The following is a 14058-nucleotide window of genomic DNA, read 5'->3' as shown; positions in this document are numbered from 1 at the left end:
CGCGGCGGATCAAGGCGCCTGACGTGTCGGACTCGGTCTGCGCCGGCGCGGGATTCGGCGGCTGGTCCTCGTGATCAAGCTGCTTGCGGAGCCGTCGCAGCTCCGGGTGGCGGTCCGGGTGCTGGCCCACGGGGAGGCGTTGCGCGCCGAGCTGCGGTCCGCCGACGTCGACCACGTACGCTCTCTGCTGGAGGCGATCGGCCCTCAACCGCGGTGCAGCTCAAGGACCCTGTGGGGCATGGTCGCCGACGATCTGGTACCTCGGCCGCATGCTCGGCCAGGAGGAGCGAGCCGTGCGGGCCGCGACCGAGCTGCCCCGCGCTGCTCGTCGGCATCACCCTGCCCGCGATCTTTCTCACCTCATGGGTCGCCACACGCCGGCGCAGATGAGACCCGGCCACCGGCGTGCAGTGGTAGATCCGCGGTCGCTGTCCCACGGCCCACTGCATCAATGACCTCATCGGCTCCGCTCCAGCGTCGGGCGTGAGCGTGTGGTGGGCGGAGGGCTCGCCCCAGCGATCCAGAGCGCCGCGTGCGAGCGAGCCCGGCCGCGGCAGTCGGGGAAGCAGGGCGGCCCGCCGGCGCTGCTGCTCGCGGACCGAGTCTGGGCCCCCGCCGCTACGGATCCGCAAGGGCGACGTCAGTGGTGCTCCACCACCGGCCTGCGGCGGATGCGGGCGGCCATGACCGCCACGTCGTCCTCCGCGTGGGCGGCGTCGAGTTCGTCGAGTACGACGTCGAGCAGTTCGTCGACGCTGCTGTCGGGGGCGGCGTGTACGTCCGCGAGGCGGGCGAGCGAGGCGTCGATGTCCTCTCCGCGCCGTTCGACCAGGCCGTCGGTGAACAGCAGCAGGGTGTCACCGGGTTGGAGGCCGCGCGAGATGATTTCGTATCCGCCGAGGCCGGTGCCGAGAGGTGGTCCGACGGGCACGCCTATCAGCTCCGCGGCGCCTTCCCGGCTGAATACGGCGGGCGGCAGATGGCCTGCGCTGGAGAAGGAGCCCATGCCGCGCGCCGGGTCCACGCGTACGAGCAGACAGGTGGCGGGCCGCCGGGTGACGGCCTCGGAGATGGCGTTGTCCAGCTGCCGCAGCACCCGGTGCGGTGGCAGGTCGTTGGCCGCGACCTCGCGCAGCGTGGAGCGGTAGCTGTTCATGTCGACGGCGGCCTCCACGCCGTGGCCCATCACATCGCCCATCACGAGCAGCGTCCGGCCGAAGTGCAGCCGCACGGTCTCGAACCAGTCCCCGCCCACGAGGCTGCCGGATCCCGAGGGCAGGTACCGGGTGGCGACCTTGAGGTTGGGGTGCGGGAGGCCGGGGTCGGTCAGCAGGGCTCGCTGCAGCTTGAACGCGGTCCGCTCGGCCTGCTCGTACAGGCGGGCGTGTTCGACGGCGGTGGCTGCCCGCGCGGACACCGCCTGGACGCTCCGTACGTCGTCCTGAGTGAACCTGCCGTGGGTGCGGGCGACCAGCACGGCGCCGATTGCCCGGCCGTCGGCGATGAGCGGCATGGCCAGTCTTCGCTCGTCGAGGACGGGACGTCCGGCCCGCATCGCACGGACCGAGACCGGGACGGCGTCCGCGGAGGAGTGAGCGAGCAGCTCGTCCCGCCCTGACACGGCAGCGCGGTACACCCCACGCAGCTCCTCATCGCCCAGGTCACCGGTAGTGAGGGGAGAATTGGGAAGCAGGTCGACCGCCGCCGCGTCGGCAAGACCGGGACTGAGGTAACTGACCACTTCCAGGCACGTGGTCTCCGCGTCGAGAGTCGTCCCGATGCCTTCCCCGGTCTCCGCCAGTGAGAGGTACGACGGAGCTGCCTGCAGCTCGCCGGCCGACGCGGGCGCGGTCTCGACGATGACGCCCACGACACCGACGACTTCTCCATGGATCGTCAGACGGTGCCATGTGCAGCGGCTGAGTGCGGTCACCTGCGTGCGCGACACCCCGTCGGTGAGAACCCTGGTCAGCAGCAGCGTGGAGCCGACTCTCGGCCGGGCTCCCCAGCTGACGGGGCTGCCCGCCAGCCCTTCGTGCTCCTCCCCCGCGATCCGGCAGTAGGCGGCGTCCGCGACGACGTACCTGGCGTCTGTGTCGAGGACAGCCAGGCCCACGGAATCAGCCTGCGAGGAGGCGCTCTGGTACCCACCGAGGGAGTCGGCACTCACATGATCGCCTCCTCCGGGTCCTGGCCTTTCTCCCCAGTCCCATGCGCCTCACGTCTACCCGCATTGGCACACTTCAGCCAGGTCGCAGAACGGATTGTGGCGAGGCGGGCCGGGGCGAGCCTCAGGGCCCCGGGCTGATGCCTCCCTGGAGGCGTTCCAGGTCTGCGGGACGGACCTGGATGGCCAGAAGGGCGATCACCGCGGCGATCACCGTGAAGATGGCGGCCACGATGAAAGCGGCGGAGACCCCGGAGGTGAGCACTTCGTCGCCCCAGGGCGGCGGGAGTTGACCGGTGCGTTCGAAGAACAGCCGCTCCCCCGGTCCGGCCTGGGCCATGAAGCGCGGGACCTGCTCCTGGGCCTCGTTGCGGCTGGCCGTGCCGAACACCGTGACCAGGATGGCCAGGCCGAGCGAGCCGCCCACCTGCTGGGTGGTGTTGAGCATGCCGGATGCGGCACCCGACTCGTGCGTGGGCACTCCGGAGACGGCCATCAGCGTCAGCGAGACGAAGTTCATGCCCATGCCGAGACCGAAGATCAGCATCGGGCCCAGGATGCTGCCCGGATACGTGGAGTGGATGTCGGTCTGGGTCAGCCAGGACAGGCCCGTCGCGGCCAGGATCGCGCCTGTCACCATGAAGGGCTTCGGGCCGTATTTGGGCAGGAGTTGGGAGGCGATACCCGCGCCCACCGCGATGACCGCGCTCACCGGGAGGAAGGCGAGTCCCGCTTTCAGCGGGCTGAAGTCCAGCACGTTCTGCACGAAGAGCGTGAGGAAGAAGAACATGCCGAAGATCGCGGCGGCGAGGCTGAGCATGATTCCGTACGTGCCCGCGCGGTTACGGTCGGCGAACATGTGCAGCGGGGTGATCGGCTGTTTCGAGCGGCGTTCGACCAGGATGAAGGTGGTCAGGAGCAGCACAGCGGCCCCGAACGACGCGAGCGTGAACCTGTCGCGCCAGCCGTCCTGCGCGGCCCGGATGAAGCCGTAGACCAGCGCGACCATGCCGAGCGTGGAGGTCAGCGCGCCGGCCAGGTCGAAGTGGCCGGGATGGCGCTCGGACTCCTTGATGTGGCGGGGGGTCGCCAGAACGATGAGCAGGGCGATCGGCACATTGACGAAGAACACCCAGCGCCAGTCGAGCCATTCGACGAGGACGCCGCCCGCCAGCAGACCGATCGCGCCGCCGCCCGCGGAGACCGCGGCGAAGACGCCGAACGCCCGGTTGCGGGCCGGGCCTTCGGTGAACGTCGTGGTGATCAGCGCGAGCGCGGTCGGTGACGCTATGGCGCCGCCGACGCCCTGAAGGGCGCGCGCGGCCAGGAGCTGGCCGGAGTTCTGGGACAGCCCGCCGAGCAGGGAAGCGAGCGCGAACAGCAGTACTCCGAAGACGAAGACCCTGCGGCGGCCGAGGATGTCCCCGGCGCGGCCGCCGAGGAGCAGCAGACCGCCGAACGTGAGCGTATAGGCGCTGACCACCCAGGACAGGCTCGTGGTGGAGAAGTTCAGCGAGCTCTGGATGTGCGGGAGAGCGATGTTCACGATGGTGATGTCGAGAACCACCATCAACTGACAGGAGGCGATGACGAAAAGCGCGATCCCATCGCCGCTGCCGCCCTGCTTCTTCGGGGCGGTTCTTTTGGAGGTGGGCGTCGGCTGCGGGGGCGTCATGGCGGATCGCGTCCCTCTTACGAGGGTCAGTAGACGATTCCGTCTACCAATCGACCGTAAGCCCGGCGCGGGACCGTGACCAGTCGATCAAGACCCGCTGACAACCGGCTCCGCAACGAAGGTGCGCAGGGCCGTGGACAGGGCCTCCGGCTGGTCCTCGGCGATGAGCGTGCAGCTGTCCTCGATCTCCAACAGCCGCCCCTGCGGCAGCAGTTCGGCCAGCCGCCTGCCGTGTTCGCGCGGCATCATCCGGTCCTGGGCCGCCCAGATGACAAGCGCGGGCCGGTCGAATTTCCGCAGTCCCTCGACCGCCTCCAGGAGTTCGGTCCTGCGCACGCCCGCGTTGTAGCGCTTGAAGTCCGCCCTGATGGCCTTGTCGGTGAGCAGGGGCCGCAGCCAGCCGTCGGCGATCTCGGGCGGTACGGGACGCTTGGTGAGCGCGCCGAGTCCGATGGGCAGTCGGCGCAGCGGCTTCAGCGCCAGGATCCGGGCCATCAGCGCGATGCCGCCCGGCACCTTGCAGACGAGGGAAATCATCTTGCCGGGTGCGCCCGGCGGGTAGTTGTCGAAGGCCTCGCAGGAGATGAGCACGAGCCGGGCGAGCCGCTCGGGATGGCGTCCTGCGACGGTCTGGGCGCGCCCGCAGTCGTTCTCGACGAGGGTCACATCGCGCAGGTCCAGGAGGTCCAGGAACTCCGCGATCAGCTCGTTGACGGAGTCGGGGGTGAGCGGGACGTCCGGGCGCATGGCGGTGCGGTGCGAGCCGTACGGCAGGGTCGGGGCGATACAGCGGTGGTCCCGTCCCAGGTCGGCGACCACCTTGCGCCAGACCGTCGCGTCGTGGACCAGCCCGTGCAGCAGGACCACGACCGGGCCCGGGCCTCCGCTGTCCTCGTATGCGAGCGTCCCTGCCTCGAGCTCGATCTCCGGCATGGCGTCTCCCCTCGTACCGGTACGGGCATAACGATGTTATGCCCGTCAGGGGAGCACGGCCAAGCCCTCAAGCTCCACCAGCGCTACGTCGTCCCAGAGGCGGACCACCCCGATCACCGCCATCGCGGGGTAGTCGCGGCCGGCCAACCGCCGCCAGATCCGACCCAGTTCGGGCGCGTGCGCGCGGTAGTCGGCCACATCGGTGGCGTAGACGGTGACTCGGGCCAGGTCCTGCGGGGCGCCGCCGGCGGCCGCGAGGGCGGTGAGGAGATTGGCCAGCGCGGTCTCGAACTGCTCGGGCAGCGTCTCGCCGACGATCTTGCCCTCGGTGTCGAGGGCGGTCTGCCCGGCCAGGAACACGATCCGCGTGCCGGTGGCGGTGACGGCGTGGGAGAAGCCGGTGGGCGGGGAGAGCTCCGCCGGATTGTGGCGGTGCAGGCTCATGCGTACGGCTCCTTCGTGCCCTTCGCGTACGGTCCCTCGGCGTGCAGCTCGTGGGCGTGCAGCTCCTCGGCGTACAACTCCTTGGCGATGATCGTGCGCTGAACCTCGGTGGCGCCCTCGTAGATCCGGGGCGCACGGACTTCACGGTACAGATGTTCCAGTAGATGGCCGCGCTGGAGCGCGCGTGCCCCGTGCAGCTGGACGGCGGCGTCCACGACATGCTGCGCGGTCTCCGTGGCGAGCAGCTTCGCCATCGCGGACCGTTTCGGCACATCGGCGGCGCCTTCGTCGTACGCCGCGGCCGCCGCGTAGACGAGAAGCCGCGCGGCTTCGATACGGGTGGCCATCTCCGCGACCTGGTGGGCGACCGACTGGAGGTCCTTGAGGGGACCGCCGAAGGCACAGCGCCGGGCGATGTGGCCGAGCGTCGCATCCAGGGCCGCCTGGGCCATCCCGACGGCGAAAGCGCCGACGCTGGGACGGAAGAGGTTCAGGGTGTTCATCGCGACGCGGAAGCCCCGGTCCTCGTCGCCGAGCACATCGTCCCTGGTCACCGGGACATCGGTGAAGGTCAACGCACCGATGGGATGCGGCGAGAGCATCTCCAGCGCGGCACCGGCAAGGCCCGGCCGGTCGGCGGGGACGAGGAAGGCGGTCACACCACGGGCGCCCGCGCCCTGTGTCGTACGGGCGAAGACGGTGTAGAAGTCGGCTTCGGGGGCGTTGGAGATCCAGCGCTTCTCCCCGCTCAGCCGCCAACCCCCTTGATCCGGAACGGCTTTGAGGGCGAGAGCGGCCGCGTCCGAGCCGGCGTCAGGCTCGCTGAGCGCGAAGGCGGCGACGGCGCGGCCGGCGATCACCTCGGGGAGCCAGCGTTCCCGCTGCGCGGCCGTACCCGCCTGGACGATGGGGTAGCTGCCCAGTCCCTGGAGGGCGAGCGCGGTCTCGGCCTCCGTGCATCCGTAGGCGAGGGACTCGCGCAGCAGGCACAGCTCAAGCGCTCTTGCTCCCGCTCCCACCGCGGCCGTGGCCTCCGCTCCTGCTGGGGAGCCCGCCGCCGCACCGAACAGCCGCTCAAGCAAGCCCAGTTCACCGAGAGCGGCCACCAGGGGGCGGTTGACGCGACCCGGCTCCGCTTTCTCCGCGAGCGGTCGCAGCTTCTCGGCGGCCAGCGTACGCAATTGCGTACACCAGGCGGTCTGTACCGGATCGAGCGAGAATACGGGCATTCGTGCCCCCACTTCTGACGCATCTATCGCGGACCGTTGACTGTCGTCACCTTCACGATACGCTCGTTTGGCGACCCCACCACGAGAAGGGGGCGAACCATGGAGCTGTCACCCTCGGCCCACCGCGACACCTTTGCGCGCGACCATCTCCCGCCCGCCGGGCAGTGGCCGGAACTCCTCTTCGAGCTGCCCTCGCTGCGCTATCCGCAGCGGCTCAACTGCGGGGCCGAGCTGCTGGACCGTACGATCGACCGCTTCGGCGCCAACCGGCCCGTCTTCCGTACCGGGGGCGGCGAGATCTGGACGTACGCAGAGCTGCGCGACCAGGTCGACCGGATCGCCCATGTCCTGACTTCCAGCCTGGGAGTCGTCCCCGGAAACCGCGTCCTGCTGCGCGGCCCCACCACGCCCTGGCTCGCGGCCTGCTGGCTGGCGGTGATGAAGGCCGGCGCGGTGGCAGTCACCGTCCTCGCCCAGCAGCGCGCCAAGGAGCTGGCCACGGTGTGCGAGATCGCCGCCGTCAGCCACGCCCTGTGCGACATCCGCTCGCTCGACGACCTGGCGAAGGCCGAGGTGCCGGGGCTGCGCATCACGGGCTACGGCGGCGACTCCCCCGACGATCTGCTGCGGCTCGCCGCCGCCGGGACCGGTGAGCCGTACGAGGCGGTGGCGACCGCGGCCGACGATGTCGCGCTGATCGCCTTCACCTCGGGCACGACCGGCCGCCCCAAGGGGTGCATGCACTTCCACCGGGATGTGCTGGCCGTCGCGGACACCTTCTCCGCGCAGGTGCTGCGGCCACAGGCCGACGACGTCTTCGCGGGCAGCCCGCCGCTTGGCTTCACCTTCGGGCTGGGCGGTCTGGTGATCTTCCCGATGCGGGCGGGCGCATCCGCGCTGTTGCTCGAACAGGCGGGCCCGACACAGCTGTTGCCCGCGATCGCCGCGCACCGGGTGTCGGTCCTGTTCACCGCGCCCACCGCGTACCGCGTGATGCTGGCCGGCCTCGACGGGCACGACACCGCCTCGCTGCGGCGGTGTGTGTCGGCCGGTGAGAATCTGCCCGCCGCCACCTGGCAGGCCTGGCAGGAACAGACCGGGCTGCGCATCATCAACGGCATCGGCGCGACCGAGCTGCTGCACATATTCATCTCGGCGGCGGACGGGGCGATCAGACCGGGCACCACCGGGATTCCGGTTCCCGGCTGGCAGGCGCGGGTGGTGGACCGTTCCGGCCGGCCGGTAGCGGACGGGGAGCCGGGCCTGCTGGCCGTGCGCGGCCCGGTGGGCTGTCGCTATCTGACCGACCCCCGGCAGCTGGAGTATGTGCACGACGGCTGGAACCTCACCGGTGACACGTATGTGCGTGAACCCGACGGCTACTTCCGTTACGTCGCCCGCGCCGACGACATGATCATTTCTGCCGGCTACAACGTCGCGGGGCCCGAGGTGGAGGACGCGCTGCTGCACCACCCGGATGTGGCGGAGGCCGCGGTTGTCGGCCGCCCCGATGAGCTGCGAGGACAGATCGTGGTGGCGTACGTCGTGCTGCGTGCGGGAGTCCCGGCCGGCGAGGACACCGCCGCCGCGCTCACCGACTCGGTGAAGCGGCGCCTGACACCGTACAAATGCCCGCGCGAGATCGTCTTCCTCGACGCGCTTCCGCGCACCCCCACCGGCAAGCTGCAGCGCTTCCGCCTGCGGGCCCTAGAGTGATCACGTGGCCGAGCAGCACACTCCCCGTTCCCTGATCGTCACCCTCTACGGCGCCTACGGACGCGAACGGCAGGGCCCCATCCCCGTGGCCGAGCTCATTCGCCTCCTGGCGGTTCTGGGCGTGGATGCGCCGTCCGTGCGCTCCTCGGTCTCCCGGCTCAAACGCCGCGGCCTGCTCGTCCCCGAACGCACGCTGGACGGTGCGGCCGGCTACGCCCTGTCGCCCGCCGCCCGTCAGCTGCTCGACGACGGCGACCGGCGGATCTACGCCCGGCACGCCCCGCTGCTGTCCGACGGCTGGGTGCTCGCCGTCTTCTCGGTGCCCGAGGCCGAGCGCCACAAGCGCCATCTGCTGCGTTCGCGGCTGGGGCGGCTCGGCTTCGGGTCGGCGGCGCCCGGGGTGTGGATCGCCCCCGCGTGGCTGTACGAGGAGACCCGGCACACGCTGCGCCGTCTCCAGCTCGACCCGTACGTCGAACTGTTCCGCGGCGAGCACCTCGGCTTCGCGGCGACGGCGGAGGCGGTGGCGCGCTGGTGGGATCTGGGCGCGATCGCCAAGCAGCACGAGGAGTTCCTGGATCTGCACGAGCCGGTACTACGGGCGTGGGAAGCGCGCGGTGAGGTGCCGGCGCGGGACGCCTACCGCGACTACCTGCCGGCGCTGGACTCCTGGCGGCAGCTGCCGTACATCGATCCGGGTCTGCCGGCCGAGCTGCTACCACAGGGCTGGCCCGGCGGACGGTCGGCGGAGGTCTTCGCGCGGCTGCACGCGCTGCTGCGCGACGCGGGTGCGGAGTTCGTGCGGCTCAGCTCAGAGTGAGCCGCGGTTTCGGGGCGTCGGCGCGGCCGGTCGGGGGCTTGCGGCTGCCCGCCCGGTAGGGATCGGGCCACAGTGCCGCCGCTCCCGCGTAGTCCTGGTCCGCTGCCGCGTGCAGGGTCCAGTGGGGGTCGTACAGATGCGGCCTGGCCAGCGCGCAGAGGTCTGCGCGCCCCGCCAGCAGGAGCGAGTTGACGTCGTCCCAGGAGGAGATCGCGCCGACCGCGATGACGGGGATACCCAGGGCGTTGCGGATCCGGTCGGCGTACGGGGTCTGGTACGAGCGGCCGTACTCCGGCTGTTCGTCGGGGACCACCTGCCCCGTCGACACGTCGATCGCGTCCGCGCCATGGGCGGCGAAGGCTCGGGCGATCTCGACCGCGTCCTCGGCTGTGGTGCCGCCGCGTGCCCAGTCGGTGGCGGAGATACGGACGGTCATGGGCCGGTCGTCGGGCCAGATGCCGCGCATCGTGTCGAAGACTTCGAGGGGGAAGCGGAGTCGGTTTTCCAGGGAGCCGCCATAGGCGTCCGTCCGCCGGTTGGTGAGCGGGGAGAGGAAGCCGGAGAGGAGGTAGCCGTGGGCGCAGTGGAGTTCGAGCAGGTCGAACCCGCAGTGGGCGGCGCGCCGGGTCGCGGCGGCGAACTGCTCGCGGATGTCGGTGAGTCCGGCGCGGTCCAGGGCGTGCGGGACCTGGTTGACGCCGGGGCGGTACGGGAGCGGTGAGGCGGCGGCGAGGGGCCAGTTCCCCTCGTCCAGCGGCTTGTCGATGCCTTCCCACATCAGCTTGGTGGAGCCCTTGCGGCCGGAGTGACCGAGCTGGACGCCGATCGCCGTGCCGGGCGAGTGGTGGTGCACGAAGTCGGTGACGCGCCGCCAGGCGGCGCCCTGTTCGGGGGTGTAGAGGCCGGTGCAACCAGGGGTGATGCGGCCCTCGGCGCTCACACAGACCATCTCGGTCATCACCAGGCCGGCTCCGCCGAGGGCCCGTGCGCCGAGGTGTACGAGGTGGAAGTCGCCGGGGACGCCGTCCACGGCGGAGTACATGTCCATGGGTGAGACGACGACCCGGTTGCGGAGGGTGAGTCCGCGCAGGCTGAAGGGGGTGAACATCGGCGGTGTGCCGGGCGGGCAGCCGAAGTCGCGCTCGACGGCGTCGGTGAACGCCGGGTCGCGCAGCCGCAGATTGTCGTGGGTGACGCGGCGGCTGCGGGTGAGGAGATTGAAGGCGAACTGCCGTGGCGGCTGGTCGAGGTAGCCGGCGAGCTCCTCGAACCAGCGGAGGCTGGCGGCCGCCGCGCGCTGCGTGGACTCGACGACCGGGCGGCGCTCCGTCTCGTACGCGGCGAGTGCGGCGGGCAGGTCAGGCTGTTCCTCGACGCAGGCGGCGAGCGCGAGGGCGTCCTCGACGGCGAGCTTCGTGCCGGAGCCGATGGAGAAGTGGGCGGTGTGGGCGGCGTCGCCGAGAAGCACTGTATTGCCGTGGGACCAGCGGTCGTTGACGACGGTGCGGAAGGCGATCCAGGAGGAGCTGTTGGAGCGGAGGCCGCGGCCGCCGAGGGCTTCCGCGAAGATCTTGGAGCAGAGATCCGTGGACTCCTGCTCGTCGGCCGTGTCGAAGCCGGCGGCCCGCCATACCTCTTCGCGCATCTCCACGATGACGGTGCTGGCATCGAGGGCGTACGGGTAGCCGTGCAGCTGCATCACTCCGTGCTCGGTCTCGGCGATCTCGAAGCGGAAGGCGTCGAAGGCGAAGTCGGCGGCGAGCCAGATGTAGCGGCAGCGGTGGGTGGTGACGCGCGGCGCGAATGTGTCGGCGTGCGCCTCACGGGTGAGGCTGTGCACCCCGTCCGCCGCGATGACCAGGTCGTACGCGGCGGCGAGTTCGGCGGCGGGCGGGGCGGGGGTGCGGAAGCGGAGGCGCACGCCGAGGGATTCGCAGCGCCCGTGCAGTATCTCCAGCAGGCGTCGTCGCCCGAGGGCGGCGAAGCCGTGCCCGCCGGAGGTGAGGGTGCGGCCGCGGTGGACGATGTCGATGTCGTCCCACCGTACGAACTCGTCCTGGAGCGCGCGGTAGATGACCGGGTCGGCGTGCTCGATCCCGCCGAGGGTCTCGTCGGAGAGGACGACGCCGAAGCCGAAGGTGTCGTCGGGGGCGTTGCGCTCCCAGACCGTGATGTCGCGTTCGGGGCCGAGCCGCTTGAGCAGCGCGGCGGCATACAGCCCACCGGGCCCACCGCCGATGACTGCCACGCGGAGGGCGCGTCGGCGTGCCTCGGGCGCGGTGGCCGTCGGCCGGCCGGGCTGGGGGACCCCGACCCTCTGCTCGGCCGGGGAGCCGGAGGTCCGGGCCGACTGCGGCGCACGCCCGGGAAATTCAAGCCCCGCCCGCGATTGAGGCGCGGGGGTCCGGGGGCGGAGCCCCTGCGCGGGGGCCGGGGCGGAGCCGCGGGGTGGGCGGCGTGGCATCGTCAGCGCCCCCGCCACTTCGGCGGGCGCTTCTCCGTGAAAGCGGCGTGGAACTCCGCGTAGTCCTCGCCGTTCATCAGCAGCGCCTGCGTCGCCGCGTCGAGTTCGACCGACGCCGCGAGCGGCATGTCGAGCTCGGCCGTGAGCAGCGCCTTGGTCTGCGCATACGCCAGGGCCGGGCCCTCCGCGAGGTGGCGGGCCAGCTCCGCGGCCCGCTCGTCCGACCGGCCCTCGTCCGTCAACTCGCTGATCAGACCGATCCGTTCGGCCTCGGGCGCGCGGACCGGTTCGCCGAGCATCAGCAGCCGGGTGGCGTGGCCGAGGCCGACCACCCTCGGCAGCAGATACGCCGCGCCCATGTCGCCGCCCGAGAGCCCCACCTTGGTGAAGAGGAACGCGAAACGGGCCGACGGGTCCGCGATACGGAAGTCCGCGGCCAGCGCCAGCACCGCACCGGCCCCCGCCGCGACGCCGTGCACCGCCGCGATCACCGGGAAGGGGCATTCGCGCAGCGCCCGTACGACCTGCCCGGTCATCCGGTTGAAGTGGAGGAGCTGGGCGGTGTCCATGGAGAGCGTCGCGCCGATGATCTCGTCGACGTCACCGCCGGAGCAGAATCCGCGCCCTTCCCCGCCCAGCACCAGTACTCGTACGGACCGCTCCCGCGCCAGCTCGGCCAGCAAGTCACGCAGGTCGGCGTAGGCGCCGAAGGTGAGGGCGTTGAGCTTCTCCGGACGGGCGAGGGTGACGGTCGCGACCCCGTCGTCCGTCGTGAGCCGCAGATGGCGCCACTGTTCGGTGCGCTGCGCGGAGCTGGAAAAGGGGCTCATGGAGTGTGGCCTCCTTCAGCGGGCGGGCTGCTGCCTGCCACTCGAAGCTATCACCCTTACGTGACTCCCGTCACGACTGCGCGATACGCCGATTGTACCGATGCAAAGGTCCCGTCCCAGTTGTGGCACAGGTCCTATCCAAGGCGGGCCCCAGCCCCTTGTCCGGCGTCTTGCGCTTCATAAGGTTGAAAGCACGACGTCGAACCTCGAATGGACCGCCCGCCTTGCTCGAACTCTCCGGCCTGCCCGTCCCTGCCTCGTGGCGCATCGCGCTGCCGCACACCGCGGCAGCCGTGCCCATCGCCCGCGCCCTGATCCGTACGGCGCTGGCGGACATCAAGGTGCCGGCGGACAGCGACACGGCCGAGCTGCTCACGGCGGAGCTCGTCGCCAACGCGGTGGAGCACACCAGTAGCGAGACCCCCATCGAGCTGGTGGTGGAACTCCTGCCGACGGGCTGTCAGGTGGAGGTCCATGACGGCGACCCCGCCCCGCCGGGCGACTGGCCCCGGCCCGGGCCCGGCCAGGCCCCCGACGCCTGGCAGGAGCACGGCCGGGGGCTGCTGCTGATCCGTGCGCTGAGCTCGGCCTGCGGGCACCGCCTCACCGACGGGGGCAAGGCGGTCTGGTTCACGCTCCCGTCGCGGAGCCGGCCTCCTGCCGCATGATTATCCGGCGGAGGCGAGCGTGGCGACCATAACCGCCTTGATCGTGTGCATACGGTTCTCCGCCTCGTCGAAGACGACGGAGTGCTCCGATTCGAAGACCTCGTCGGTGACTTCGAGCTCGGTCAGGCCGTGGCTCTCATGGATCTCGCGAGCGACCTTTGTGCTCAGGTCGTGGAAGGCGGGGAGGCAGTGCAGGAACTTCACGTCCGTGTTGCCGGTGGCGCGCAGCACGTCCATGGTCACGACATACGGACCGAGCACCTTGATGCGCTCGTCCCAGATCTCCTTGGGCTCCCCCATCGACACCCAGACGTCGGTGGCGACGAAGTCCGCACCCTGGACTCCCTCGGCGATGTCCTCGGTGAGGGTGATCCGGGCGCCGCTGGTCTCGGCGGCCGCGCGGGCACGGGTCACGATCTCCTCGGCCGGCCAGTACGACCTGGGCGCGACGATCCGTACGTCCATGCCCAGCAGCGCGCCGGTGACCAGGTAGGAGTTGCCCATGTTGAAGCGGGCGTCCCCGAGGTAGGCGAAGGAGATCCGTTCGAGCGGCTTGTCACTGTGCTCGGTCATGGTGAGCACGTCGGCGAGCATCTGGGTGGGGTGCCAGTCGTCGGTGAGGCCGTTGTAGACCGGCACCCCGGCGTGCGCGGCGAGCTCCTCGACGGTGGACTGGCCGTCACCGCGGAATTCGATGGCGTCGAACATGCGGCCAAGCACCCGCGCGGTGTCCTTGGCGGACTCCTTGCTGCCGATGTGCGAACCGGCCGGGTCGATATACGTCGTCGAAGCGCCCTGGTCGGCCGCCGCGACCTCGAACGAGCAGCGCGTACGGGTCGACGACTTCTCGAAGATCAGCGCGATGTTCTTGCCGCGCAGTCGCTGGACCTCGGCGCCCGCTCGCTTGGCGGCCTTGAGCTCGGCGGCCAGACCGATCAGGCCGCGGAACTCCTCGGCGGTGAAGTCCAGCTCCTTGAGGAAGTGGCGGCCTTCGAGATGTATCGCCATGGTGGCTGCTCCTGGGTCGCGAATGCGGTGACCGTGGAAGTATATACAGGCCTCCGCATTGCTATACGGCGCATTGCTGCACGGCCGCGTTGCCATACACCGCC

The 14058-nt window shown here is 70.8% G+C and carries 11 protein-coding genes; 3 read left to right on the top strand and 8 right to left on the bottom strand.

What is annotated here, in order from left to right; all coding sequences use genetic code 11:
* Positions 1-640 precede the first annotated feature (640 nt).
* The 5 genes from ACH492_RS00455 to ACH492_RS00435 all read right to left on the bottom strand — a co-directional run bounded on the left by ACH492_RS00455 (position 641) and on the right by ACH492_RS00435 (position 6448).
* Complete coding sequence (locus tag ACH492_RS00455) at positions 641-2170, bottom strand: PP2C family protein-serine/threonine phosphatase (RefSeq protein ID WP_398981243.1); 1530 nt, start codon at positions 2168-2170, stop codon at positions 641-643.
* Between the two features lie 121 nt (positions 2171-2291).
* Positions 2292-3842, bottom strand: a complete 1551-nt coding sequence (locus tag ACH492_RS00450; RefSeq protein ID WP_398981241.1) for an MFS transporter — start codon at positions 3840-3842, stop codon at positions 2292-2294.
* 87 nt (positions 3843-3929) lie between these two features.
* The gene (locus ACH492_RS00445; protein WP_398981239.1) at positions 3930-4775 is read right to left on the bottom strand and encodes an alpha/beta fold hydrolase; all 846 of its coding nucleotides are present in this window, start codon (positions 4773-4775) and stop codon (positions 3930-3932) included.
* A 45-nt stretch (positions 4776-4820) separates the two neighbouring features.
* Positions 4821-5219, bottom strand: a complete 399-nt coding sequence (locus ACH492_RS00440; RefSeq protein WP_356223967.1) for a RidA family protein — start codon at positions 5217-5219, stop codon at positions 4821-4823.
* Positions 5216-6448, bottom strand: coding sequence for an acyl-CoA dehydrogenase family protein (locus ACH492_RS00435; protein WP_398981235.1), 1233 nt, complete (start codon positions 6446-6448; stop codon positions 5216-5218). Before ACH492_RS00435 ends, ACH492_RS00440 begins: the two co-directional genes overlap by 4 nt.
* A gap of 99 nt (positions 6449-6547) precedes the next feature.
* Between ACH492_RS00435 and ACH492_RS00430 the strand changes: the two genes are divergently transcribed.
* Both ACH492_RS00430 and ACH492_RS00425 read left to right on the top strand, forming a co-directional pair.
* Positions 6548-8164, top strand: coding sequence for an AMP-binding protein (locus ACH492_RS00430; RefSeq protein WP_398981232.1), 1617 nt, complete (start codon positions 6548-6550; stop codon positions 8162-8164).
* Positions 8165-8168: 4 nt separating this feature from the next.
* Positions 8169-8984 carry a PaaX family transcriptional regulator C-terminal domain-containing protein gene (locus ACH492_RS00425; protein WP_398981230.1) on the top strand — a complete coding sequence of 272 codons (816 nt, stop codon included), beginning with the start codon at positions 8169-8171 and terminating at the stop codon, positions 8982-8984.
* Here ACH492_RS00425 and ACH492_RS00420 read toward each other — a convergent pair.
* Positions 8971-11448 (bottom strand): bifunctional salicylyl-CoA 5-hydroxylase/oxidoreductase, encoded by a 2478-nt coding sequence (locus ACH492_RS00420; RefSeq protein ID WP_398981228.1) that lies wholly within the window; start codon positions 11446-11448, stop codon positions 8971-8973. The genes ACH492_RS00425 and ACH492_RS00420 overlap by 14 nt on opposite strands.
* A gap of 2 nt (positions 11449-11450) precedes the next feature.
* Positions 11451-12278, bottom strand: coding sequence for an enoyl-CoA hydratase family protein (locus ACH492_RS00415; protein ID WP_398981226.1), 828 nt, complete (start codon positions 12276-12278; stop codon positions 11451-11453).
* 224 nt (positions 12279-12502) lie between these two features.
* Here ACH492_RS00415 and ACH492_RS00410 point away from each other — a divergent pair, with 224 nt between their 5' ends.
* Positions 12503-12946: an ATP-binding protein gene (locus ACH492_RS00410; RefSeq protein ID WP_398981224.1), complete on the top strand. Its 444-nt coding sequence runs from the start codon at positions 12503-12505 to the stop codon at positions 12944-12946.
* Here ACH492_RS00410 and argF read toward each other — a convergent pair whose 3' ends face one another.
* On the bottom strand, positions 12947-13954 hold the full coding sequence (gene argF, locus ACH492_RS00405) for an ornithine carbamoyltransferase (protein WP_398981222.1): 1008 nt from the start codon (positions 13952-13954) through the stop codon (positions 12947-12949).
* Between the last annotated feature and the right edge of the window lie 104 nt (positions 13955-14058).

It is taken from the genome of Streptomyces sp. NPDC019443, from assembly GCF_044389785.1.
GTDB lineage: Bacteria > Actinomycetota > Actinomycetes > Streptomycetales > Streptomycetaceae > Streptomyces.
This window is presented reverse-complemented; position numbering and strand designations above follow the sequence as displayed.